This window comes from Sinomicrobium halophytocola (assembly GCF_052983395.1).
Map to the genome: position 1 here is coordinate 1 of NZ_JBRKIT010000029.1, position 24,411 is coordinate 24,411.

The window sequence follows — 24,411 nt, forward strand, 5'->3', positions numbered from 1 at the left end:
CAATACTGTGTTACACTTTGATAAAAGTTTCTGATTTATAATGAAATAAGTGTATAAAAAGGGATGAGAAAATTTTAATAAACAATTGGTTTTCAGTATTTTAATAGTATTTTCCAAGACGTTTATAAGATATGGTCACCAAGGGTTATAACCTATACAAAACATAGATAGTCAACATATTGTTTAATATGCAAAATATCAACGCCTCCAGGCAGCGTTTCATGGTGGAGACTTTCACCCTGTTCTTGTCCATCAAGGGCCGTATCAACTTCCGACAATTGGAAAGATACAGCAAATATAGTGAACAGCGTTTTCGTATCCAATTCGAAAAGCCTTTCGATTTCCTTGGGTTCAATAAAGAACTGGTCCAACAGCACGGCAGCGGACATTACGTGATTGCCATCGATCCCAGTTACATTGCCAAATCAGGCAAGAAAACCCCGGGGCTCGGCTATTTCTGGTCAGGACAGGCCGGAGGGGTCAAACGCGGACTGGAACTCCTGGGCATGGCCGCCATTGATGTGGACAACCATACCGGTTTTCACTTGGATGCCCGCCAGACGCTAACCGATGCGTCTTGTGATAAATCACTGGCCGAACTTTATGCGGACTGTTTCGCTACCTCCAGCAATAGCTTATCCGGACTCTCCCGTGTGGTGGTAGCCGATGCCTGGTTCACCAAGAAGACCTTTATCGATACTGTTTGTGGGGCAGGATTCCATTTTGTGGGTAGGCTGCGGGACGATGCCAATCTCAGAGACCTCTACCTTGGCCCCAAAAAAAGCGGCAGGGGCAGGCCCAAAAAATATGATGGTAAAGTCATACATAAAGACATCCGTGATGACCATTTCCAAACCGTGGAACTGGAAGACGGGACTCTGGCCATGACTGCCGTACTCTATTCGGTAGCCTTGGAACGCAATATCAGGGTGGTACGGGTACCTTGTGGGAAAAAATATAAGCTGTATTTTTCTACCAACACAACATTCAATGCAACAACCATAGTGAAGTATTACCGCCTACGTTTCCAGATCGAGTTCATCTATCGGGATGCCAAACAACATACCACACTGGAAAACTGTCAGGCCCGTAGTGAGAACAAACTCGACTTCCACTTCAATATGGCACTGACCGCTACCAATCTCGCCAAGGCAGCTCACTGGTTAAACATTCCCAAAGAACAACGCGGAGCGTTCTCTATGACAGACATCAAGACCATGAACCACAACGCTTTACTCATGAACCGATTTTTTTCAACCTTTGGGATCAACCCACACTTGAACAAAAATCAGAAATATATCAACGAACTTTTACTATACGGCACCATCGCCGCTTAATTTTTTAACGAACTATTGAAACAAAGACATTGTTAGTTTACACATTGAGGAATAATGAAAAAGTCGGAAGTCCGAAGTCAGGAGTAAAATTAACTTCAGACTTCCGGCTTCGGACCTCAAAATTCAAACAAATATGAAAACACGATATAGACTATTCATATTCGCCGGGTTACTGGCAACGGGGGCATGTGATGATTACCTGGATGTAGAACCTAAGGGGCAGATTATTCCCCGGGAGGTAGGTGAATATGATTTATTGCTGAATGATCTGAACGATCACAGGTCGTTTGGAGATGAACTGTATTTCAGTTCCGATGATTTCTTTCCGTACGAACTTGAAGATGATGAAAATGTAACCCCCGATAATCCGCAATTTAAGTTCTATAGATGGGCAGGCGATTTATACCGGGAAGGAAGCGTTCCCGGAGCCTGGCAGACACCTTATAATTTTATATATACTTATAATGTGATCATCGACGGGATAGATGATGCCCCGGTAACGGGGAACGGCGTAGCGGCAGACAGGCAACGCATAAAGGCCGAAGCCCGTGTGGGCAGGTCGTTTGAATACTGGCTGCTGGTCAATCTGTTTGCCAGGCAGTACAACCCGGTATCGGCGGCTTCAGACCCGGGGGTCCCCCTGGTTACCGTACCCGATGCCTCGGGAGACACACCTTTGCGCTCTTCCGTACAGGAGGTCTACGATTTTATAATAAAAGAGGTGGAAGAGTCCGTTGCCGACCTGCCTGACAAAGCGGTTAATTTTGCCCGCCCGGATAAAACGGCAGCCTATGCCTTGCTGGCCAGGTACTACCTGTTTGCAGGTGATTATGAGAAAGCGCTTTTAAACGCGGACAGGGCTATTGCCCGGAATGGGCAATTGACAGATTATGCTGCTTTGGAAGCGGAAGCGGAAGGTGAAGAGAACAATGCACCCATCAGGACCGAACAATACATGGGCAGTTATATGGGGGCCGGATTTCCTTTTACCGTATGGCTGTCAGATGAGTTGCAGGAACTTTACGACCCCGGGGATTACCGGCTTGCCAGATTACTAAGAACACCTTGTTATATCACGGGGGAATGCGTAGAAGGACGTTATTCGAATGGAGGCTCTTTTACGGCAAGTATTAATACCTCTGTTCCGGAAATGTACCTGGTTCGGGCCGAATGCCACGCGAGGTTGGGGGCCGGGGCCAAAGCGCTCAACGATATAAACCTGCTCCGTTCCAAGAGATTGCCCGGGGAGGTATATGAAGACTTAACCGGTTCCGACTTTGCTTCAGACCGGGAAACACTGGCCTTTGTACTCGATGAACGAAGGAGGGAAATGCTCTTTACCGGTATACGCCTGTTCGACCTTAAGCGCCTTAACCTGGAACCGGAATTCGCCACTACCGTTACCCATACCATGAAAGGGGAAACCTATATATTGAGGCCCGAAGACAACAATTGGGTATTTCCGATCCCGGATGCCGTATTGATCTTTAACCCGGATATACAACAAAATCCGAGAGATTACCCCTGAGCATTCCGTTGCCCTGTTAAAAACAACGGCAAGGCACAATAGTGAACAATAAGTGAATAAACAAATATCAATATGAAAAAAAAAGTATTAGGAATATTCGTACTGTTTTTTACAGCTAACTGGTTATCAGCGCAAGAGTGCGTGGTAAAGGATTCCCGCTTAAACCAGAAATACGAAGGTGATTGTAAAAAGGGCCTGGCCCATGGTAAAGGACAGGCCTGGGGAGAAACCGATAGGTATGAAGGCGGGTTCAGGAAAGGGCAGTTGCATGGTTACGGCATTTATACCTGGGGGGATGGTTCTGTATATACGGGAGAGTTTACAAAGGGCGATATGCATGGTGAGGGAGAACTGGTTCAAAAGTCGGGATCAGGAGAAAATACGGTTAAAAGGGGCTTTTTTAAAAAGGGAGAGTATATAGGTACCCATAAGGAAGCCTATAAGGTTATCACCCAACGGGACGTCCGTAACATTTCTTTCCGGAAGAATGCGGGCGATATCAACCAGGTGAGGATCAATGTATATGCCAATGGTAATATGGTTTCCAGTGGAATTGCAGTAAAGGACCGGAATAATTCCGTAACGGAGAACCGGAATGGAATAGTGTTTACTTCGCCCCGGTTCCCCCTGGAATTTGTAGAGGTGGAAATTCAGCTGGGCACCTTTACCCACCAGGCGGTTTTTGACATTTACAGCGAAGGCAACTGGGAAGTCAATATATCACTGTAATTAGGGTTCATCATTAAAAATTAACAGATTATAAAAAAACAAAACAGATGAAAAAAACGATTTACACCCTGTCGGGCCTGGTGCTTTTTGCGGTTTCCTGTACGAAAACCCCTGTGGATTACGCCGTGGTATCGGGTAAAATAAAAAATGTGGAAAAAGAATTGACGCTTTACTCTGCGGACATGAAATTTTCAAAAAGGTTGGAACTCCGTGAAGACGGCAGTTTTTCCGATACCATCCGGGAAAAACTCGGAGGGCATTTTACACTGGGAGGCCTGCAGTTGTACCTGGGCAAAGGAAGCGATATTGCCATAAACGGGGATGCCGCCGATTTTCAGAACACACTGGCCATTTCGGGTAAAGGTTCAGCCCCAAGCGAGTATCTGATATTAAAAAGAAAAACCCAGGCCGATTTAATGGGGAAAGACCCCAAGCTGTTTTTTCAGCAGCAGGAGATGGAGTTTAAAGAAGCTAATGACCGGATAAGAAAAACGTTGACCGGGGCGCTCGACTCGATGAAAGGGGGCATAAGCGAGGATTTTATGAAAAAGGAAAAGAGGAACCTGGATTATGAGTATTTACAAACGTTGCAGGAATATGAGAATTGGCATGGTTATGTTACCCAAAACGAGGATTTTAAAGTGTCGGACGGATTTTTGGACGAACTGGATGACATAGATTATAACCGTGAAGAGGATTATAATTTTTCCCAGGCTTACAAGGAAGTGTTGAACCGCCATTACGCTGAAGAAGCTCATAAACTGGTGAAACAGGATTCATTGCCTGTGGCATTTGCCTATTTAAAGGCTCTGGAAACTATTTCCAATGAAGCCATCAGGAACAAGATGTTGTTTGGTGCGGTACGTAGTTCTATTACTTACGTGGATGAGAACGAACGCGAAGAATATTATACGGCTTTTAAAGCGGCCTCTACGGATAAGGACAACAATGCTGAGATCGAAAAAATGTACAACGGCTTAAGGGCCCTGGCCAAAGGGAATCCGTCGCCCGGGTTTACGGACTACGAAAATTATGCGGGGGGGACCACCTCGCTGGACGACCTTAAGGGAAAATATGTCTATATCGATGTATGGGCTACCTGGTGCGGGCCGTGTAGGGCGGAAATACCGTTTTTAAAGAAAGCGGAGGAAGAGTACCGGGATAAGAACATCGAATTTGTAAGCATTTCCATAGACCAGGAAAAAGACCATGACAAATGGAGGGCCATGATAGAAGAAAAAGAGCTCAAAGGTATACAATTACTGGCCGATAATGCCTTTGAGTCGGAATTTGTCACAGCATATCTGATAGCAGGAATACCTCATTTTATACTGATCGATCCTGAGGGAACTATAGTATCGTCCAATGCCCCCCGTCCTTCTTCCCCCGATCTGAAAAAATTGTTTGACAGGATTTTATAGGACGGACCTTAAGAAACCTATGATAACGAACACCTTTATATAAATAAGAAGCTTTGTGAGCCAAAACAGCCGGGGTTGTTTTTAGTGAAGGGGCCGGGTAGTGCGCCGGCGCAAACCTGCCTCGCCGGCAGGCAGGCAGGACATTTTTTAGTCAATGAAATCCTTTTTAAAGATGCTCTAAAAAAGCGCTTATAAAAAACATGAACTGATGAAGTATCTTTTTTCTTTAGTGGCCGGATTGTTATTGAACGCGGTTTTCCCACAGGCCGGGCAGGTGACGTGGAATACCTCGGTAGAAAAGCTGTCTGACACCGAATACCAGCTGGTCATGACAGCCTCCATCATAGAACACTGGCACCTGTATACTACAGATATCCCCGGAGACGGCCCCATCCCGACCTCCTTTACCTTTGAAGGGGCAGGGGAGGATTACGAACTGGTCGGGGACCTGGAAGAAAGTGAATCGTATACGGAATACGACAATATCTTCGACATGGAGCTTTCCTATTTTGACGGGGAAGCCGTTTTCAAACAAAAGATCAAACTGCTGAAGCCCGGTCTCAAGGCGATACGGGGACTGGTAGAATACCAGGCCTGTGACGACCAAAGTTGTATTTTTGACAATGCCGACCTGGCCTTTTCGCTGGATGGGGGTAAGGCAGAAGTGAAACAACTGGAAGTGGATGAAAAGAGTGCCCTTTTGTCCAAAAGCTTAAAACTGGACCTTAAAAACCCGGAAGCGTTAAACACGGGTACACAGGGCCAAAGCGGCGGAAGCGGCCTTATGGGCATTTTTGTGCTGGGCTTTCTGGGAGGGCTGTTAGCTTTGCTGACCCCTTGCGTGTTCCCTATGATCCCGTTAACGGTTTCCTTCTTTACCAAACAGTCGGGCAACCGCAAGAAAGGGATTTCCAATGCCATCCTCTACGGCGTGTTTATCGTATTGATCTATATGCTGTTGAGCCTGCCGTTCCATTTCCTGGACAGCATAGACCCGGAGATACTGAACACGATCTCGACTAATGTGTGGCTCAATATCGCCTTCTTTGTGATTTTTGTGTTCTTTTCCTTTTCCTTTTTCGGGTATTACGAACTGACCCTGCCCAGCTCCTGGGGGAATAAGATGGATTCGGCCTCTGGTGCGGGGGGGATCATCGGCATTTTCTTTATGGCCCTGACCCTGGCTATCGTATCTTTTTCATGTACCGGTCCTATACTGGGCTCTTTACTGGTCGGTTCACTGACGGCAGAAGGAGGGGCCACCCAGCTCACAGCGGGTATCACCGGCTTTGGGTTTGCCCTGGCGCTGCCCTTTGCCCTGTTTGCCCTGTTCCCGAACTGGCTGAACTCTTTGCCGAAATCAGGCGGCTGGATGACCACGGTCAAAGTGGTGCTGGGCTTCCTGGAACTGGCCCTGGCCTTTAAGTTTTTGTCCAATGCCGATTTGGTCGAACACTGGGGCCTCCTGAAACGGGAGATATTTATCGGCATCTGGATCGTGATCTTTGCTTTGATGGCCGTTTACCTGTTCGGCAAGATCAGGTTTCCGCATGATGGCCCTTTGAAGAAACCGGGATTTGTACGTATCGCTACCGGAGTGCTGGTCACGGCCTTTGTGATTTACCTGGTTCCTGGGGTTTGGGGAGCGAACCTCAGGCTGCTCAGCGGTTTTCCGCCACCGATGTTCTACAGTATCAAACCCCAGGTGAGCGATTGTCCTTTGGAAATTAACTGTTTTAAGGACTTTGACGAAGGCCTGGCCTATGCCAAAGCGAATAACAAACCGATATTGTTGGATTTTACGGGATGGGCGTGTGTCAACTGCCGGAAGATGGAAGAGAATGTATGGAGTGTACCCAAGGTGTACGACCTGATCAATGAAGAATATGTTCTGATCTCCCTGTATATTGACGATAGGAAAGAACTTCCCGAAGACAAACAGTTCAATTATCAATTGAAGTCGGGCCGTGTAAAGCAAATCCGGACCATAGGGGAGAAGTGGGCGACCTTCCAGGCGATCAATTTTCATACGGCTTCACAGCCTTATTATGTGATCATGACCCCGGATATGGAACTGATGGGCCCTTCACAGAAATACACCGATACGGAAACCTATTACAACTGGCTTAAAGCCGGAATAACAGAGATAAAATAAGTCTATGAGAATACGTAAAATAACAGGGTTGCTACTGTTGGTAGTAGCCGGTTTAAATGCCCAGTCCAGGGATAAAGTCCCTTTTGACCCGGCTGTCCGGCAGGGGGTATTGCCCAATGGCATGAAATATTACATCAAGCACAATGAGGAGCCGAAGGAAAGGGCATCCTTTTATTTTGCCCAGAATGTGGGGTCTGTTCTCGAAAAGGAATCACAAAGGGGGCTGGCACACTTTCTCGAACACATGGCCTTTAACGGGCTGGTCCATTTCCCGGAAAAAAGCATGATGGAATACCTGGAAAAAAACGGGATTACATTCGGGTCTGAAATCAATGCCTTTACCTCCTTTGACGAAACGGTATACAACATCAGCAAAGTCCCCGTAACCAATGAAAAACTGCTCGATTCCACCCTGCTGGTCCTGCACGACTGGTCGGGTTACCTCTCCCTTACCGAGGAAGAGATCGATGTCGAAAGGGGGGTAATCAATGAAGAGTGGAGAACAGGGAACACCCCCGGTTTCCGGGTTGCGGAAAAGGTGTACACCGAAGGCGTAATGAAAGGCTCCGTTTATGCCGATCGTATGCCCATAGGACTCATGTCCGTGGTCAACAATTTTAAATACGACGAACTCCGGGATTACTACAAATGGTGGTACCGTCCCGACCAGCAGGCGGTTATCGTGGTAGGGGATATCGATGTGGATGTTATGGAGGCGAAAATAAAAGAGGTGTTTTCACCCATTCCCTTGAAAAAAGACCTGCCCGAACGAAAGGACTTTGATATCGCACTGGACGGGGATATTCATTTTATCAAGTCGCTGGACAAGGAAGTGGGGACTACCAGTATTGAGTTTATAATCAGGAACAAGGTCAAAGATCTGAGGGGATATGAATACCTGGATGATCAGTTGATAAAAAATGTGGTTTCGTATATCTTGAATAACCGGTACAAGGAACAGACCGTTAAAAAGGAATGCCCCGCCTTGTCTGTCGGCTATTCATATTCGAACTTTGTACGGCCATTGGATATTATGGGGCTTCACATACAGCCCAAGACCGATATGGAATTGGAGAGTTTCGAATTTGCCCTTACCGAACTCCTCCGGTTTGTAAGGCACGGGGTTACGGAAAGTGAATTGCAACGGGCAAAACTGTCCATCAAAAACAGCAACCTTTCCTATCTGAAAAACAAGGATAAGATCAGCAGTGACACCTACGCCCAGCGGCTATACCAGCATTACTTTACCGGCAATCCTCTTCCGGACATAACCTGGCATGTAAACTATGTGGCGGACCGCCTGGAAACCATTACCAATGCGGATATCCTGGACTATATGGGCACCGTATACAAAGAAGAGGATATCCTGATGGCCGTAAAAGGCTCCTCCGAAAAGCCCCACCCGGGCAAAGACGAATTTGTACAACGTTTTAAAAAGGTAACCGCCCTGGACCCGGAACCCTATACCGACAGTACGGACGACACCCCCCTGATCGCTGCCGGCCTGAAGGAACAGCCTGTAGTAAAGACTACCGGGATTACCGGGCTGGATGCGCGTCAGTACGAACTGGCCAACGGGGCCAAAGTGGTTATTTTCCCTACCCCTTATGACAAGGATGAGATATATATGGTAGCATACAGTCCCGGAGGGAATTCCCTGTTGGACAAAGACCTTCTGCCTTCTGCAGGGGAGGCTACCGGTGTAGCCGCCCAATCCGGATTGGGAAGTTTTGATGCGATAGCATTAAATAAAAAGTTGGCTGGTACAAGTACATCCCTGGGACTCTCCATAGATGAGCTGTCGGAATCTTTGTCAGGGAACAGTACGAAATCAGATATAGAAGTGCTGTTCCAGAAAATATACCTCAGCTTTGAAGCTCCGAGGTTTGAAGAGGAAGCCTATGACCTCACCCTGGAACGCATAGCCAAAAACCTGGAGCAGAAGCAAAAAAACAAAAAAAGCATTTTAGAGGATTCCATGTCCATGGCCTTGACAACGCATCATAAAAGGACACAGTTGTTTAACCGTGAATACCTGGACCGGGTAGATCTGGAAAAAATAAAGAAAGTATATGCCGACCGTTTCCGTGGTATTGACGATTTTACCTTTGTATTCGTTGGAGATATTGACGAACAGCAACTACTGGGACTGGCCCAAAAATATATAGGCAACATAAAGGCGGAAAACAGGAAAGAAACCTATATCGATCACAAATACCGGCCCGCCAAAGGAAAAACCGTGGTCCGGGTAACCGAAGACATGGAGACCCCCCAGGCCACGGTAAAGATCATATATAAAGGCAGCCTGCCTTATACTTTTGAAAACAGCATGAAAGTAAGTATGGCAGGCCAGTTGTTGCAAAAGAGTTATCACGATATCATCCGCGAAGAAGAAGGCGGTAGCTATGGCGTAGGGGCATGGGCATCCTTGGGGGATATCCCCCGGCCGCAATACACCCTGTCTGTAAGTTTCGATTGCAACCCCGATATGGTAGACAGACTGGTGGAGGTAGTCCATGCCGAAGTGGATAAACTGGGGGAGACCGTAGATGCCAAAAAATTACGGGAAGTGAAGGAATCGATGATAAAAGGTATGAAAGAAGCCGTTGACAATAACGGCTATTGGATAAATGTGCTGACCTCCCATGTTTTTTACGGAAGAAAAATCCATACCCTTGAAGAATATATAGAAACCGTAAACAGGATAAGCATGGATGACATCAGGGAAATGGCCCGTACCATATCGGGAAATGCCGATGTTGTGGAAGGTGTACTGGTTCCCAAATCTTGAGTAATAAACCATATATAACTTAGACAGAGTCTTAAACGAGTTCATTGCTAACAAGCTTAACAAAGGAAAAAATGAATAAGAGATTAGCTGCCCTGGACGAACATTTCAGTAGTTTTAAAACACATATTATCGGTGAGCACCAGGCATTCCGCTCACCCTACGGCGTGCAAAAAATGTTATATGCCGACTGGGTGGCCAGCGGGAGGTTATACATGCCCATAGAAAAAAGGATCGTAGAGGAAGTAGCCCCTTTCTTTGCCAATACGCATTCCTTTTCCAGTGAGACCGGTAAAATTACTACAAACCTGTACCTTGAAGCCCGCAGCATCATAAAAAAGCATGTCAATGCAGGCGAAGACGATGTCCTGGTCACCACAGGATCGGGGATGACCGGCGCACTGGCCTGTCTGCAACGGATCATGAGACTTCGGAAGTACCAGTACCGGGACCCGGGGGGAAAACCTGTGGTGTTTATCACGCATATGGAACACCATTCCAATCACGTACCCTGGCTGGAGACCCATGCGGATGTGGAGATGATCCACCCGGACAGGCATCTGAAGCCGGATTTTGGCTATCTGGAAGAATTATTGGAGAAATATAAGGACCGTAAACTGAAAATCGGTTCATTTACGGCTTGCTCCAATGTAACCGGGGAGATCGTGGATTACACGAAATTGGTTAAAACCATGCATGCCCATGGTGGGCTGTGTTTTCTGGATTTTGCCGCCTCGGCCCCTTATGTGCCGATCGATATGCAACCGGAAGACGAAGCCGGACGACCGGATGCTGTTTTCTTCTCTCCCCATAAGTTTTTGGGCGGACCCGGAGCTTGCGGCATATTGATTTTCAATAAAAAGCTCTACGGAAATGAAGTTCCCGATTGTCCCGGGGGAGGTAATGTAAAATGGACCGATCCCTGGGGAGGATATTCGTATTTCGAAGATATAGAAACACGGGAGGACGGGGGAACCCCTGGAATTTTACAGGTTATAAGGGCGGCACTGGCCATAAAACTCAAAGAAAAGATGAATCCGGACCTGATGGCATTACAGGAGGAAAAGCTGCTTCAACGGTTTTACGGGGAACTGAAAAATGTACCTCAAATCAAATACATAGGAGATAGTAATGCCAAACGTATCGGATGTGTGTCCCTGAATATTGAAGATATTCATTACAACCTGGTAGTGCGATTACTCAATGACCGTTTCGGGATCCAGGTCCGGGGAGGCTGGTCCTGTGCCAGTACCTATGCCCATTACCTGTGTGGTATTGATAAAGTAACCTCAGCGGGGATGATGCGTGAAATAGACCGGACAAACCTGGTGAACAAACCGGGTTGGGTACGTGTTTCCCTGCACCCGACAATGTCCCCGGAGGAAGTAGTATATATCACGGGTGCCCTTCGTGAGATTATCCGGCATAAGGAAACATGGCAAAAGGATTACAGCTATAACCCTGTAAACAACGAGTTCGAACCTTTTAGTACAACCTCTCCGGAGGTAAGCCCGGGCCGGGTATTTGCCGCTTTATAAACAATTAAAAAAAACAAAAAATGATGAAATCCTTTATGTACATGATTTGTGTACTGGGCATAGCAGGCCTGGCTGTGGCAGCCTGCCAGCGCACGGCGAAATCGACCGACATTCCCTTCGAGGTAGCGGAAAATTATTTTGTAAAAAACGACGTGGAAGAATTACCCGATCCGAAAATCGAAACGGCCGGACAATTTGAAGCGGTATTCGGTGCAGCGGCAACGATGGGTAAAAACGGTATGCCCACTGCCATTGACTTCACCAGGCAATTCGTCATTGCCGTGGCCCTCCCGGAAACGGATAAAGACACATCAATCAAGCCGGTGAGCCTGCAGCGAACAGCATCGGGCGAGGTGGTCTTTACCTACAGCGTCCGAACCGGCGAAAACATGTCGTTCTCCGTACGCCCCAGCCTGGTCATTATCGTCAATAAAACGCATGATGGAAAGGTAATATTACATGAAGAAATATAGAATCGGAAGAACTTTCTGAAGTGCTCACCGGAAAATGGATCAAAAAAAAAGAAGATAATGGGTAATGATATAGCACTGCCAACAACAGGTTTAATTGTAGTTAGGGATCATAAATTATTATTAGCGTACAGCAATAATAAAAACGCATGGTATCTGCCGGGTGGAAAAGTAGACAAAGGTGAAACTTCATTACAATCGCTGATAAGGGAGATACGTGAAGAACTGAATATCGAAATAATTCCCGAAAAATTAAGCTACTACTGCCATATATCTGCACCTGCATATGGTGAAAATACCAGTGTCATCATGGAGCAGGACTGCTTTTTTTACGAGTTAACCGGTGAAGTCAAACCAGGCAACGAAATCGGAGCAGTTAAATTCTTTAATCTCGAAATGTATACTTCAGAACCGGTTCAGGTCATTGGTGTTCTGAAAGTATTTGAAAAATTAGCAAAAGATAATATACTGATATAAAGCGGCAGTTGGATAGTCAGCCAAATATTACTTCTTTAAGACTTTCATGGCAATAGGTGAATTTACCCCTATTTTGTTATTTAAAAACGAGTTCATTGATAAAAATTTGAACCGCTTCGACAAATAGTATTAATTCTTGTCACCTTTTTTTGAACTTTTATAATATATAAAGTATAGAGGAGGGATTTTTAGTGTAAAGGATACTTTCTTAAAAGCAAACCGGGTACAATAATGAGATATTAGGGGTGTATGAGGTTGTCCCTGCTCATGATCCGTTGCGGGGATATATTATGAATTTCAATACGAACAGGGAAAATACACAGGAAAGTATCGTAAAAGAAATAAATACAGGGGAAATACCGGTATGCAGGGGTTTACCCGGAGCTGGTTTGTTCAAAAGGAACGCTTTTGAATTATAGTTCTCATGGTACAGGTTTCTTTTGAAATAAACACAGGGCAAAAAAGCCCTGTGCTTTAAACCCGATGCAATTCTTTATAAACGGCCTGGTCAGTGTCTGACAATATTGAGAGACTGTCTAAATTTTGTTTTTGGTCCCGATAATTATCGGGATTATAGCGTATTTTTTTGTCAGGCAGGGCCGAGCGTATAAAAAAAATCTGGTAGACTTTTTTAGCGAAGGAGCCAGGATGCCGCGAGGGCAAGAGGTGTATAGCCATAGCTACGGACCGAAAAATAGCTGAAGCATGGCAGGACCGAACGTTAAGAAATCGAAGATTCACGAACACCTTGATATAAATGAGAAGTTTCGTGAGCTAAAACAGCTAGTAGCTGTTTTTAGTGAAGGGGCCAGCTGGTGTGCCGGCAGAATAAAGGAACCAAAGGCGATGTCCTGAGCTTGCCGAAGGGATAAAACTTAGACAGTCTCTGAAATAATCGTGAAAATCAATCAATTTTTATGAACCAAATATTTTATACAATGAAGTCAAAAAGAATTTTCGGCCATGCCGTCGGGATCCTGTCTATCTCCTTCATGGTTATTGGCTGTGCACCCCGGACCGGGGAAGATGAAATAATAACGGAAATAGACGATCCTTCGACCGAAATTACCCTCGATTGGGACAAAACCTACCAGGAGATTGACGGGTTCGGAACTTTTGCCGGAAGGGCAAAACCGCTTTATGAATCTGAAAACCGCGATAGTATTATTGAATATTTATGGGGCCCAAGTGGATTACAGTTAAATATGATCAGGGCTGAAATACTTTATGAATATCCGTTTGATGAAAATAGCGGAGAGGTGACCGTACCCGGCAATGCTGAAATAAACGCGGGCCCTGGTGGTATCTACCATTCCCTCGGTGAGATCCGGAAACAACAAATTGCCCAGGGCTGGATATTAAAAAATGTCGAGGAGAAATACCAGGTTCCCATTAAACTTGCCAGTGCATGGTCCCCTCCATTGTATATGAGACTGGATTCCACGCAGGGGCATTCGAAAGTAAAATTACCGGAAATTCCGGGATTTTCAAATTTGGAAGATGCTCAAAGATCAATAAAGATACTTGAACCCTATATAAAAGGAGAGAAGCTTATTGCCAACGGAGTAAACCCTGAGAAAAGACCTGATTTTGCCCGTTATTTAGCAGGTTTTGTAAATGCATACAAGGAAATGGGTATAGAATTTGACGCCATTTCACCCAGTAACGAACCGGATAATGTGGTTAGCGAATGGGTAAATGCATTCTGGATGCCCGGCGATTTAGGCAGGTTTATTTCTGATGACCTCAGGCCTGCTTTAGATAAAGAAGGTTTGCAGGACGTAAAGATCATAGGGCCTGAGAATGCCGGTTGGGCAACCAATGATTTATTTTTGAATAATATGGACCGAAGCAATATAGATATTTATGCAGGGCATGGTTATAAGGAGATAATGATGCATATAGGAGAGCGTTTAGTACGTGTAGAAGAAGCAACCGAGAATACCGAAGATTTCGAGAGTTGGTATAATGCATTAAATGAAGCACTGAGCAGGGAAACTCATGGGGATTTAAATACAGATCCCATACCGTGGAGTTTCTCAACGGGTGATAAAAAGGTATGGCTCACCGAAGCCAGTGACGATTCGCAGCAGGCAACTGGTAAAGGGGGCGATGCATCGATGTCTGCAGGACTGAAACTGGCAACCCAGATGCATAAATTCCTTACGCTGGAAGGGAATAGTATAAATGCCTATGTGTATTGGCTTGGGATGTTAGATAATGATAATAATGAGGCATTGATATGGGATATCAACGGTTCCCTGAAATTCCCTAAAACATACGATGTCATGGGGCATTTTTCCAGAGATATCGAACCCGGTTATATAAGGTTCGGGGCTAAGGTGAATAAGCATCCCGAGGACCTGTTGCCTTCGGCTTACAGGGACCCCGATACGGGAAAAATGACCGTAGTTATAGTCAACCGGGGAAGTGATGCCTACCGTACTACTTTAAACCCGGGGTTTGATACGGATGAGCTCAAAGGATACCAGACTACAGATAACAGTACAGTACACTGGAAGGAAGAAGTTGTTGTAACTAAAGAAGAATCCGGGAAATGGACCGTTCTGATCCCTGCAAAAAGTGTTATAACTTTAGTAGGAGAGCGGAATTAAGGGGGATTTTCGGGATATCCCATAGATATCCCAGGCCGGTAATATCCCTGAAAATAATGATTTTATCCGGCCAATGCAATACTTATATTTGGGAATCACCTGAATATGGGCTTATGACCGGTATTGGCGGGATTTTACTGTTTTGTTTGTGTGATCATATTTTGGTGAAGAGACCTGGCTGTGCGTGCAGCATAAAAGACCCAAAGGCGATGTCCTGAGTTTATCGAAGGGATAAAGCTCGGACAGTCTCCAAAAGGTTAGTAAAATGAACCGAACATGAAAAATAAACGTTTTATCCAAAACAACCCAGGCGAGTGGGATTTTCCGCCTAAACCGCGCTGGGAGAACGCCCTTCCCGGCAATAACTATTCCCCTCGGGACACGGCCATTGCATTGGTGGTATTTTTTGTTGGGGTGCCCGCCGCGCTGGTGTATTTTACGGCCCATACCATTTGGGGCGATTTTCGGGCATTCCTCGCTGCCGGCACTGTCCTGGTTGTGTTCGGGTTTACCTTTATGCGCGTATCCCGCTTCCTGTTGCTCAGGCAGGCAAGGGAACAAGGCAAATATTATCGGCAGGCCGGGATTAGCTGGTTGCCCGAAGAGAAACGTGCTGCTCTGCAGCTGGACGCCCCGATGATGTTTGAATATGGTTTTTGGCCCGAGAGCCTGGAACACTGGCCGGTGGAGGTACGTTTTTCAAAACCTCCCGTGTTCAAAAGCCTTCCCCTGGAAGCCGCAACGCCCTTTTTACAGCAATTGGACGAAGATTGGGGCATCCTCCTGTCCGAAAGGGCTTATGACAAATGGGTGGCAAGCCTCATGGATGGCGTGCACAGCGGGCAGTTTGCCTTTCATTTGGCTTTTCCGGCGGAAAGTGAAGAGGGAGAAGGCAACCTCCTGGTAAAAAGGCTGGCGGAGTTGACGGAGCTTCCGGGAAATTACGTGTCTGCCTGCGGTACAAGTGTTAATGGAATGCCCCCGAAACTTATCTGGGGCTTCGACCTGTGGCGGGTATTCCCGATGTCACGACAGGCCTTTATGGCCGGGCTTATCAGTGAGGACAAGGCTTGGGACAACATGCTGAAAGCATCGACCCTGGCACACGCTATTTTTGATAGCCTTGAAGACTTTTTCGATAATTACCGCCTCGGCCATGCCTACTGGAGCGGGCAGTATGCCCAAACCAGGCTGCGAAAGGAGCGATGGGACAACTATGAAGCCAATTGTCGGTGGCCCATCAAATCGGTAGCCTGGAAAAAAACATCCGTAGGGGCCCTCCCTGATGATGTCCGCAACGGATTCGCCGGGCAAATAGCACAAGAGAAGAAATACCGGGAAGGAACGGTTATAAAAGGGTTTCGCTCAAAAGAGGAATGATACAAACCGAAAATAGTTCAGACGATCGGAAAAGACGGGCAAACCCCGCTCATTTGACGGGAGCGTATACCAATGCCTGTAAAATTTGAAAAAATAATGTGGTACGACAGACTTAGATTTTACGATAAACAACCGGGACTTACCGAAACGCCCGGAGCAGACTATTTCACAAAACCTTTAATTGCAGAAGAAATCAAAGTCTGGCAGATGGAAGAACTGTATTCCGGATTTCAGGCGGATGAGAAAGTGAATATCCCGGCTTCACTTTATTTACCCAAAGAGTTCCATAAGTTACTATGGTATTCCAATGGCGGGACGATTATCAATGGAGACCGGGAGTTTGATTATTTCTCCCTCCGGGGCATCAGGTATTTCTATTTTGCTTACGGCTTCCCGAAATGGGCTCCCTGTTTCCTCCCGATTGCCTTTAACGGTGGAGGAGTGTTTTACGCTTACGATTTCCGGGATACAAGGCATATTCATCTTGTGGCGGCAAGTGCTGGTAACCTGGATTACGAAAGTGCTGTTTTTATCGGAAAAACATTAACGGAAGTCCTGGGTAAGACAACTAATATTGAAGACGAGCTTTATGTATAAAAGAAAATAACGAGTCAGTTATCAAGACATAAATGAACTTAAAAACACCCATACTGACCCTCATTGTATTGGCAACCTGCCTGACTTCGTGCGGACAAAAAACAAAACTGAAAAAGCCGGACCAATTCGTGCATCCCTGCCCGCAGGGTCCAACTGACAATGGAAATCAATGAATACATTTCAGAAGAAATATGTAAGTGAGCGAATAAGTATCATTACAAGTTGTGCAATGCTGATCTTGTCAGTAATCATACTTCTTGTTCTTTTAAAGGAAAAGATCGGGAATGTCTTTGAAACCACCCCTTTCAACTTAATGAAGAACGGGGATACGGATGCGGGTGTATTGAAATTCTTATCCCGCGTGTGTTTCTATTTGGGAGGAATTGTTATCTTTCGTTTAATAAACAAACGCCTGTGTTTTTACAGTCTGGTTCCCATACCATTTGTTACACTGGCGGTTATGATCTATTTTGGCCTGTTTTATCCATACGGCCGCCACAGGGATGTGCTTGCACTTCTTTTCCTGGTTATTCCGACAACGATATGGCTCTTTTTTCTTTTTCGTCAAAAAGCTCACCGGGCCCCGATTCAAAAAATCGTTGCCATCCCCATTTGTGTGCTGGGAGCAATGCCCGTATTACTCATTTTGTTAGTTTTAATCCTGATAACACTTCGCGCTGTTGGAGTCAATATTTATTTTTAGAGTCGTGAATTTTATAAATCTATGATTACCATAATAATGAACTTAAAAACACCTATACTGACCCTCATTGTATTGGCAACCTGCCTGACTTCGTGCGCTCCAAAAGCAAAACTGACAAAGCTGGACCAATCCCTGACCCGTAATTATGTAACGATGATGGAGGCTAGCCCTGAGATAAGGTTTGACAGCCTGGCTCCCCTTTTCAAAAACCGGCTCAAGACCGAATTGACAAAGCCCGGCACATTAAAATACCCGTTCGACAGTCTGTCAGAGAAGCTGTTTAACGTTACCACTGATGACGGGAAATTCAGGATATTTTCCTGGGACGAGCAGGATACTGGAAATTGGCACCATATTGCCGTATTCGGGCAGTTTAAAACCGAAACGGGCCGGGTGGCCGTTCAAGAACTTTCTCCGTTCTCCGTCGATGAAATGGAGGGAGGAGGCTATTCAGACTCCTATACCTATGAAATCCATACCCTGACCATTGACGGTAAACCCCACTACCTGGCCCTCGGGTCGGGTACACACGGTTCCGGGTTTAAACATCAGGTGGTACAGATTTTTAAGATCGAAGGCGATAGCCTGACTCGCTGCGGCAGTTGTTTTGAAGAAGGATCAAGATCATTTGGCACAGAAAAATATTCCTACGATTACCTGGTCATCGAAGTTCGTAGAGGAGATTATATTGATTTGAAATTTAACTCCGAAACCAACGAGATTACCTTCAACGAGTACGTGTATCCAGATTATTCATATGCAAAGGAACCCCAAATAAATGCCACTACTTTAAAGCTGGTAGATGGGGTTTTCAAGACCGTATCTTCTGTGAAGTTGTCCGACGAGCAAGTGAAGGATCTGCAGGAAAAAGAGAAACCCGCGGTAGATTGGTAACAATTACAGATACAATAAAAACGATGCTATCGAGGACAGGCCGGGCTGGCCTGTTGTGGTTATTACTTGCTTTGGCGTTCGGGTTCTTTTCCTGTGACAGTATGCAACGCCTGCAAGGCTATGTGGTAGATGCCGAAACAGGGCAACCTGTTCCCGGGGTAGCGTACAGGCGATATGACAGAAAAAAAGCGTTGCGGGATACCATAGGCCCTTACGGGGTTATCCGGCCGCCGCAAACCGATAGTTTGGGTAGGTTTTCAAGCTATAAGATAGACAACCCGCTTTGGCCGCGAATGAAAGTACGTTTTGAGAAAGAAGGTTACGGCCCGGTAGATCTGAAATGGAAACCGAAGATAGGTAGAGATACGTTAAAAATCCGGTTAAAAAAATACAGCAAAACAGATGAATAAAACACCTCCCTTCCAACTCAAACGCTTATCGGAGATCAGGCACCTTTTGCCTGATGATACAGCTGCTGCCCAAAACCATGATTACCGGCAAAGTTCCGACTTTAAAGACTATCGAAGGCGCTTTGCCGAAAACGTCGAGGAAATCATCCAGACGCCCGGAATGGATGAAGCCGACAAGGATGCCATCCGGAACGCGCTGGAACAGCATCCGCCGGAGCGGACTTATGACGAATGGGTGCTGACCCTTGGGTTTGACCGGCCGGAAAAGGGGGATTGGGAGATGGAAGACCTTGACCTTGACAATATATGGGAAACCCTTTCTTTTAATAAGCCCGGTGATCTGCCGGAAGGAGAGCCGCCCTTTGTCTATCTCATTGCGGTAAACGGCAACCTCAACACCCGCAACATTTACAACCGGGAAACCGATGGCGCCACGGGGCTGGTTGTTCTCGGTAACCTGCAAGCGGATAATATCGTAGCGGGCGGACAAGAAATTTATGTAACAGGCGATTTAAATGTAAAAGGCCTGTTCTGGGGCGATTATAACCACGGTGACCTGGTCGTGGCCGGTGAGATCGCCGTACCGGTCTTTATCAGTACCGATTATAATTTTGACCACAAGCGGTTTGAGACCGGGGATCGGGTCCGGGTAGCACATTGGTTGTGGGACGAAAGGGAAGATGAATTTGACCGGGAGCAACTGGAGGCGCTCTTCAGGCCCGAATGCCTGGAAGAAGACCCTGAGGATGAACTGTACAGTTGGAAAGACTGGCTTCTTGCCGAAAAGATCATCAGTCGACTGGCATCCGGTTTACCTGTTCTGCTGGAAAGCCCGAAGGGATACCCGCCGCCTGGGAAAGAAGTCCCCTTTGTATTTGAAAGCCACCAATTCAACAACACCAACCTGCAACGCCTCCGGGAGTCGCCCTTGTTTCTCGATCATATTCATCCCCAAGGAGCGGAAAACCGCAATCAACGGCTGGAATACTGGCGTGACGGGATTTTTAAACGGGTGCTGGTTGTCAAGGAAGAACCTTGCTCGGAAGTGGTTTATTTCCAGAAAGAAGACAAAGCGCTGGTCATCCATTATGAAATGTACAAACCAAACCTAATGGAACGGCTGAAGGGGCTTACAGACCGACATGAAATAGCAATATATTGCCGTACATTAATAAAAGACAAAGAGACCGAATGGGAAGGTTATGACCCCGCATTGCCGGCACATAGAAAATTCGGGGAGATGACCCAGCCCCTTTGGGAAGACCTGTTAAAGGAATGGAGTGAAATGGAATACTGGCACAATCAATTCCGGCAAACGGTGTCGGTAGAAAAGATGGAGACCATTCTCGCCCTTCCGTTAGTCAGGGACCAATACAGCGATTATTACAATGACGAGGCCGACGACTTTTGGCTGGGAAACCAGGGCTATCAGTTCCGGCAACCCGGTAATAAGGAAAACAAGTGCCCGCGTATCAGTACGGTCAGGCAGTTGAGTTACGACGAAGAAACCGGAGAAGGGGAATTTGAGTTCTATCATTTTGATGTGAAAAAAATGGCAAACGGGCAAGTGGGCGTGGTCCTGTACACCCAAAAAGATAACGGGTATGACAGCAATATCCATAGCGTGCCCCCGGACAACATTAAAGATTACCGCGAGGCCATCCGTTGTTTTGAGTGGTTGGAAAGCCGGGTTTTTAAAAGAAACGATGTGTATTTATCTACAAAAAATGACAGATGAAAAAGATTGATTTTGAGAAAAAGGAAGGAGGATATTTCATGCGCGGGAGCTATTTTACCATTCTTTGTATGGGTTTGACTATTTATGCTTTAGGCAGCGGGAATCATATGCTTTTAGCATAAATTATGAAAGGTAACAGCATGTATCAAAAACCACGGGGCATATTTTTCTTTTTCTTTTTCAGTATCTGTTTATGCGCTTTTATACCGGCGCAAAACAAAGAACAAAAACATGAACCAATATCAGATAACCCTATGAAGGATACCCTTTTGATTGCCTATAAGGACAGTACATACCAAATGACCATTGGCAGCCTGAAGCAGCTCAAACTCCGCTTAATCGAAGCCTTGAAACAACAGCAATCTCCGGAAGCATATGGGTATCTCATTGAGGAACTTCAAAGGTACTCCCACCCCATCATAACGGACAGCACCGCCTTTATAGGACAATGGCGGCTTAAGACGGAGCGGCAATCCTTGTGGTTGGAACGCCAACAGATGCCACGCGCTCCCCTGATGCTTTTTCACCTTGCCGAACTGGTGTTTGCCGATGGGCAGTGGAAGGTAAAGAAGATCACCTACAAAAAAGTTTGGGGGAAGCCTTGAACCGGGGGGTAAAGAATAGGATAAACATCCCGCCGGGATATATTAAGCTCCGAGTAGGGTAATAAAGGGGTACCCTAAAAGATATATAATGAAACACCCATGATAAAGTTTCTTTTACCACAAACAAGCATGAATATGGGTGTTCCATCCCTCAATGTTTCGGGACAGGTAGTGACTGTTGAGAAACAATAAAAATATACACATGAAATAAACAGGAAATATGGAATTACCGAAATTCAAGTACAGCCCGAACGCTTTTGACCTTGACCTTTTTGACAAAGAGGAGGGAGTTTGTGATGTATGCAATGAAAAAAGAAACCTTAAATACAACAGCTCCTTTTACAGCAGAGAAGAACCGGAATATATCTGTCCCTGGTGCATCGCAAACGGGAAAGCCGCCGAAAAGTACAGCGGGGAATTTAATGATTATTGTGGTATAGAGGGCGTATCGCCCAACCCGAACGATGCAGCACCGGCAATACCCGAGGAGCTATTGCTCGAAATCACCGGCAAAACACCAAGCTATACCTCCTGGCAACAGGAAGTCTGGCCGACCCATTGCAATGAGCCTTGTGCGTTTATCGGCTATGCCGATACGAAAACAATAGCACCGCTCATGGATGAACTGAATGAGGATATAGAAAAAAGCGGTTATGGAGCTGAATTGATTAAGAAACACTTATCAAAAGACGGTAGTTTGGTTGGTTATTTATTTCAATGTGTAAACTGCGGACAGCACCGGCTGCATGTTGATAGCGATTGAAAGAGGTGAAGCGTTCTGATGCCCCGGTCACATTTATCACACCTTTAAAATGGATAAATTTATTGGAAACGGTATAGTATACATCGATATAAAAGTTTAATCCTATTAAAACAGAAAAATGATATTTTTTTACGGAATCAGGAGCACACACTTACAAACGCTTTCTTCATCACATCGCGGACTGCAATGCCGACATTGTAAAACAGAAGGGAGTACTTTTGTAAATGTTTTCGGCAGGTATTTTCACTTCTTTTGGATCCCTTTATTTCCTGTTGGAAAAACAGGGGTTGCGGAGAGCAGGCATTGTCAATATGCGTGGAGAAAACGGGAATTTTCTCCACAATTGAAAACCGAGTACAAAAGGCTAAAGGAAAATGCCAAAACCCCGGTCTGGCATTTTATAGGATTAATTCTCATGGTTGTGCTGATAGTTCTGCCCTTTGTGGTCTCACTTGTGGGAAGGGCTTTTAACGCATAAATCCATAGGCAAACACATCATATAAATCTGATGATGGAAGCAAAAAAAAGTTTATAGAAACGGGCATAAACAGCGTAAAGGAGGCATTGGATGCGATTGCAAATATGGAGGTGGCGGATATCTATGCAATATCATTTTGGTATGCTAACGAGGATGACAACCCCAGGCACCCGAAAATAATCCTGAGCTATAACACAATGTCAAATTACCGGAACAGAGTTGCGGATGCCTCAAGCGAAATGGAAGCCAAATGGAATTATGCTTTTTGGTTACAAAACGATATAGCAGAAATAGGTGGTGAAAATGATGAGCTGTTGAAATCGTGGTTTAGGGAAACACCTTATTTTTACTCGGATCTGGAAGATGAGGAAGCCGAAGAAGATGAAGCCGAAGAAGATGAAGCACTGTTCGATAAGCTATTGGAGTATGGAAATGGTTTTAACCGGGAGTTTATCGATGTAATAATTCTCTTAATCCAACGCCTGTTCCGTGAAAAAGTAATTGAAAGGAAATTCGGGAAAAGCATCCCGGTACTGCTGCACAGGCTGGAATATTTGGATAAAACCATCGGTTGGGTAAAACGGGCAAACCCTGCGCGGCTGACCAATGAATTTGTCAAAGCCTGTGAAAGCTGGAAGAAGGATGGGGTACGATAGATTTCGATGTTATGGCAAGAACCGGGGATATGTAAGTATACCTATAAAGATAGAATTATGCAAAAAATAACCATTCCGGATACGATTAAAAACACCCTGCTGGATATCAACTGGCTGAGCCGGACCGGCGCCGGCTCGTCAGACCGGGACGTGGTGACCCTTTCCACGGTGAGCGTGGCATCAAGACACCTGGAAAGCCCGGAATGGGAAGATGTAACCTTACAAGCTGCCAATGAAATCACCGCGCGCCTGTCTGTAAACAACCATCGTGATTTTCATCATTGGAATACTTATGCACAGGAAGCCCGGGAATTTGTGGAAACCCATATCCTGCCGGAGCTTCCGGATGTACATGGTTTTGATAGTAAACTGATCATCCAATGCGTCAGCTGGGACACCGTACATTTCATTATGGAGCGTATATACCGGAGAGGGCTACGGCCACCATTTTTTTATGAAAACCTTATTCAGGTCTATCAATCGGGCCACTTGCCTTGTGGCTGGGAAGGACGATGGCCCGATGGTAAACTTAAGGTGTATTAATCATAACAAACCAACAGAAAGGATATGGAAACCACATTGGCAAACCTGGAACACAGGTTGAAAGAAAACCGGGCAGACTATTTCCGGTGCCTGCAACCACCATTGACAATTAACGAAATCTGCCATTTAGAAGAAAAATACCAGGTAAAGCTTTCGGGTGACTTAAAAGCATTGTACCAATGGAAAAACGGGCAAAAGAATGACTGCTACAAGGCTTTTGTCAATAATTCGATGTTTATTCCTTTAGGAGAGGTATTGGATATAGCTGCGGAACTGACTTCGATGATCGGGTTTGATTTTGATGTGGAGAACTGGTGGAATGAACAATGGATCCCCGTTTTCCATAACGGCGGTGGAGATTATATTTGTTATGACACAGGAGGGGTCTTTACAGGGCGAAAAGGACAACTCATTGAGTTTTGGCACGCCGATAACAACCGGAATGTTATTGCCCCGTCACTGACAGTTTTTCTTTCACAGTTAAACAACTATTATCAATCTGTTCCCAACGGAAAGTTTGACGAGTACATTTCCCCGGAAACAATAGACGGTTATCCCAAAATATTTATGGTGGAATAAACACAGT

23 protein-coding genes are annotated in these 24,411 nt (G+C 45.7%); all 23 read left to right on the plus strand.

Annotated features, from left to right (window positions below; all coding sequences use genetic code 11):
* The first annotated feature begins 188 nt into the window (after positions 1-188).
* The 23 genes from ACVBDY_RS12345 (at position 189) to ACVBDY_RS12455 (ending at position 24,404) form a co-directional block, all read left to right on the plus strand.
* Positions 189-1,337 (plus strand): transposase, encoded by a 1,149-nt coding sequence (locus tag ACVBDY_RS12345; protein WP_447175797.1) that lies wholly within the window; start codon positions 189-191, stop codon positions 1,335-1,337.
* A gap of 133 nt (positions 1,338-1,470) precedes the next feature.
* Positions 1,471-2,865 carry a RagB/SusD family nutrient uptake outer membrane protein gene (locus ACVBDY_RS12350; protein ID WP_447175798.1) on the plus strand — a complete coding sequence of 465 codons (1,395 nt, stop codon included), beginning with the start codon at positions 1,471-1,473 and terminating at the stop codon, positions 2,863-2,865.
* 72 nt (positions 2,866-2,937) lie between these two features.
* Positions 2,938-3,594, plus strand: a complete 657-nt coding sequence (locus ACVBDY_RS12355; protein ID WP_123217796.1) for an MORN repeat-containing protein — start codon at positions 2,938-2,940, stop codon at positions 3,592-3,594.
* A 47-nt stretch (positions 3,595-3,641) separates the two neighbouring features.
* The gene (locus tag ACVBDY_RS12360) at positions 3,642-5,015 is read left to right on the plus strand and encodes a TlpA family protein disulfide reductase (RefSeq protein ID WP_123217797.1); all 1,374 of its coding nucleotides are present in this window, start codon (positions 3,642-3,644) and stop codon (positions 5,013-5,015) included.
* A gap of 208 nt (positions 5,016-5,223) precedes the next feature.
* Entirely contained in the window at positions 5,224-7,170 is a 1,947-nt protein-coding gene (locus ACVBDY_RS12365) for a protein-disulfide reductase DsbD family protein (RefSeq protein WP_123217798.1), read from the plus strand.
* A gap of 4 nt (positions 7,171-7,174) precedes the next feature.
* Entirely contained in the window at positions 7,175-9,961 is a 2,787-nt protein-coding gene (locus ACVBDY_RS12370; RefSeq protein WP_447175799.1) for a M16 family metallopeptidase, read from the plus strand.
* Between the two features lie 71 nt (positions 9,962-10,032).
* A complete protein-coding gene (locus tag ACVBDY_RS12375; protein ID WP_123217800.1) occupies positions 10,033-11,496 on the plus strand; it encodes an aminotransferase class V-fold PLP-dependent enzyme in 1,464 nt (487 codons plus the stop codon).
* A 20-nt stretch (positions 11,497-11,516) separates the two neighbouring features.
* Positions 11,517-11,969, plus strand: coding sequence for a hypothetical protein (locus ACVBDY_RS12380; RefSeq protein WP_123217801.1), 453 nt, complete (start codon positions 11,517-11,519; stop codon positions 11,967-11,969).
* 57 nt (positions 11,970-12,026) lie between these two features.
* Positions 12,027-12,443, plus strand: a complete 417-nt coding sequence (locus ACVBDY_RS12385) for an NUDIX hydrolase (protein WP_123217802.1) — start codon at positions 12,027-12,029, stop codon at positions 12,441-12,443.
* A gap of 938 nt (positions 12,444-13,381) precedes the next feature.
* Complete coding sequence (locus ACVBDY_RS12390) at positions 13,382-15,058, plus strand: glycoside hydrolase (protein ID WP_170164567.1); 1,677 nt, start codon at positions 13,382-13,384, stop codon at positions 15,056-15,058.
* A 276-nt stretch (positions 15,059-15,334) separates the two neighbouring features.
* Complete coding sequence (locus ACVBDY_RS12395) at positions 15,335-16,438, plus strand: DUF1266 domain-containing protein (protein ID WP_447175800.1); 1,104 nt, start codon at positions 15,335-15,337, stop codon at positions 16,436-16,438.
* A gap of 96 nt (positions 16,439-16,534) precedes the next feature.
* Positions 16,535-17,035: an SMI1/KNR4 family protein gene (locus tag ACVBDY_RS12400; protein ID WP_148044335.1), complete on the plus strand. Its 501-nt coding sequence runs from the start codon at positions 16,535-16,537 to the stop codon at positions 17,033-17,035.
* A 169-nt stretch (positions 17,036-17,204) separates the two neighbouring features.
* Positions 17,205-17,738 (plus strand): hypothetical protein, encoded by a 534-nt coding sequence (locus tag ACVBDY_RS12405; RefSeq protein WP_123217806.1) that lies wholly within the window; start codon positions 17,205-17,207, stop codon positions 17,736-17,738.
* 21 nt (positions 17,739-17,759) lie between these two features.
* The gene (locus ACVBDY_RS12410; RefSeq protein WP_123217807.1) at positions 17,760-18,632 is read left to right on the plus strand and encodes a hypothetical protein; all 873 of its coding nucleotides are present in this window, start codon (positions 17,760-17,762) and stop codon (positions 18,630-18,632) included.
* A gap of 23 nt (positions 18,633-18,655) precedes the next feature.
* Positions 18,656-19,042 carry a hypothetical protein gene (locus tag ACVBDY_RS12415; protein WP_447175801.1) on the plus strand — a complete coding sequence of 129 codons (387 nt, stop codon included), beginning with the start codon at positions 18,656-18,658 and terminating at the stop codon, positions 19,040-19,042.
* A complete protein-coding gene (locus tag ACVBDY_RS12420) occupies positions 19,035-20,780 on the plus strand; it encodes a hypothetical protein (protein ID WP_447175802.1) in 1,746 nt (581 codons plus the stop codon). The genes ACVBDY_RS12415 and ACVBDY_RS12420 overlap by 8 nt, the downstream gene beginning before the upstream one ends.
* On the plus strand, positions 20,777-20,902 hold the full coding sequence (locus tag ACVBDY_RS12425; protein ID WP_447175803.1) for a hypothetical protein: 126 nt from the start codon (positions 20,777-20,779) through the stop codon (positions 20,900-20,902). Before ACVBDY_RS12420 ends, ACVBDY_RS12425 begins: the two co-directional genes overlap by 4 nt.
* A 132-nt stretch (positions 20,903-21,034) precedes the next feature.
* Positions 21,035-21,385: a hypothetical protein gene (locus tag ACVBDY_RS12430; protein WP_447175804.1), complete on the plus strand. Its 351-nt coding sequence runs from the start codon at positions 21,035-21,037 to the stop codon at positions 21,383-21,385.
* A 220-nt stretch (positions 21,386-21,605) separates the two neighbouring features.
* Positions 21,606-22,148 carry a CbrC family protein gene (locus ACVBDY_RS12435; protein WP_123217809.1) on the plus strand — a complete coding sequence of 181 codons (543 nt, stop codon included), beginning with the start codon at positions 21,606-21,608 and terminating at the stop codon, positions 22,146-22,148.
* A 118-nt stretch (positions 22,149-22,266) separates the two neighbouring features.
* Positions 22,267-22,626: a hypothetical protein gene (locus ACVBDY_RS12440; RefSeq protein ID WP_447175805.1), complete on the plus strand. Its 360-nt coding sequence runs from the start codon at positions 22,267-22,269 to the stop codon at positions 22,624-22,626.
* An 86-nt stretch (positions 22,627-22,712) separates the two neighbouring features.
* The gene (locus tag ACVBDY_RS12445) at positions 22,713-23,282 is read left to right on the plus strand and encodes a hypothetical protein (protein WP_447175806.1); all 570 of its coding nucleotides are present in this window, start codon (positions 22,713-22,715) and stop codon (positions 23,280-23,282) included.
* Positions 23,283-23,339: 57 nt separating this feature from the next.
* Entirely contained in the window at positions 23,340-23,825 is a 486-nt protein-coding gene (locus ACVBDY_RS12450; protein ID WP_447175807.1) for a hypothetical protein, read from the plus strand.
* 24 nt (positions 23,826-23,849) lie between these two features.
* The gene (locus ACVBDY_RS12455; RefSeq protein ID WP_447175808.1) at positions 23,850-24,404 is read left to right on the plus strand and encodes an SMI1/KNR4 family protein; all 555 of its coding nucleotides are present in this window, start codon (positions 23,850-23,852) and stop codon (positions 24,402-24,404) included.
* The last annotated feature ends 7 nt before the right edge of the window (positions 24,405-24,411 follow it).

Bases quoted from the DNA above. Each gene is read 5' to 3' on its own strand.
- ACVBDY_RS12345 (WP_447175797.1), top strand. From the start codon at position 189: ATGCAAAATATCAACGCCTCCAGGCAGCGTTTCATGGTGGAGACTTTC.
- ACVBDY_RS12350 (WP_447175798.1), top strand. From the start codon at position 1,471: ATGAAAACACGATATAGACTATTCATATTCGCCGGGTTACTGGCAACG.
- ACVBDY_RS12355 (WP_123217796.1), top strand. From the start codon at position 2,938: ATGAAAAAAAAAGTATTAGGAATATTCGTACTGTTTTTTACAGCTAAC.
- ACVBDY_RS12360 (WP_123217797.1), top strand. From the start codon at position 3,642: ATGAAAAAAACGATTTACACCCTGTCGGGCCTGGTGCTTTTTGCGGTT.
- ACVBDY_RS12365 (WP_123217798.1), top strand. From the start codon at position 5,224: ATGAAGTATCTTTTTTCTTTAGTGGCCGGATTGTTATTGAACGCGGTT.
- ACVBDY_RS12370 (WP_447175799.1), top strand. From the start codon at position 7,175: ATGAGAATACGTAAAATAACAGGGTTGCTACTGTTGGTAGTAGCCGGT.
- ACVBDY_RS12375 (WP_123217800.1), top strand. From the start codon at position 10,033: ATGAATAAGAGATTAGCTGCCCTGGACGAACATTTCAGTAGTTTTAAA.
- ACVBDY_RS12380 (WP_123217801.1), top strand. From the start codon at position 11,517: ATGATGAAATCCTTTATGTACATGATTTGTGTACTGGGCATAGCAGGC.
- ACVBDY_RS12385 (WP_123217802.1), top strand. From the start codon at position 12,027: ATGGGTAATGATATAGCACTGCCAACAACAGGTTTAATTGTAGTTAGG.
- ACVBDY_RS12390 (WP_170164567.1), top strand. From the start codon at position 13,382: ATGAAGTCAAAAAGAATTTTCGGCCATGCCGTCGGGATCCTGTCTATC.
- ACVBDY_RS12395 (WP_447175800.1), top strand. From the start codon at position 15,335: ATGAAAAATAAACGTTTTATCCAAAACAACCCAGGCGAGTGGGATTTT.
- ACVBDY_RS12400 (WP_148044335.1), top strand. From the start codon at position 16,535: ATGTGGTACGACAGACTTAGATTTTACGATAAACAACCGGGACTTACC.
- ACVBDY_RS12405 (WP_123217806.1), top strand. From the start codon at position 17,205: ATGAATACATTTCAGAAGAAATATGTAAGTGAGCGAATAAGTATCATT.
- ACVBDY_RS12410 (WP_123217807.1), top strand. From the start codon at position 17,760: ATGATTACCATAATAATGAACTTAAAAACACCTATACTGACCCTCATT.
- ACVBDY_RS12415 (WP_447175801.1), top strand. From the start codon at position 18,656: ATGCTATCGAGGACAGGCCGGGCTGGCCTGTTGTGGTTATTACTTGCT.
- ACVBDY_RS12420 (WP_447175802.1), top strand. From the start codon at position 19,035: ATGAATAAAACACCTCCCTTCCAACTCAAACGCTTATCGGAGATCAGG.
- ACVBDY_RS12425 (WP_447175803.1), top strand. From the start codon at position 20,777: ATGAAAAAGATTGATTTTGAGAAAAAGGAAGGAGGATATTTCATGCGC.
- ACVBDY_RS12430 (WP_447175804.1), top strand. From the start codon at position 21,035: ATGAAGGATACCCTTTTGATTGCCTATAAGGACAGTACATACCAAATG.
- ACVBDY_RS12435 (WP_123217809.1), top strand. From the start codon at position 21,606: ATGGAATTACCGAAATTCAAGTACAGCCCGAACGCTTTTGACCTTGAC.
- ACVBDY_RS12440 (WP_447175805.1), top strand. From the start codon at position 22,267: ATGATATTTTTTTACGGAATCAGGAGCACACACTTACAAACGCTTTCT.
- ACVBDY_RS12450 (WP_447175807.1), top strand. From the start codon at position 23,340: ATGCAAAAAATAACCATTCCGGATACGATTAAAAACACCCTGCTGGAT.
- ACVBDY_RS12455 (WP_447175808.1), top strand. From the start codon at position 23,850: ATGGAAACCACATTGGCAAACCTGGAACACAGGTTGAAAGAAAACCGG.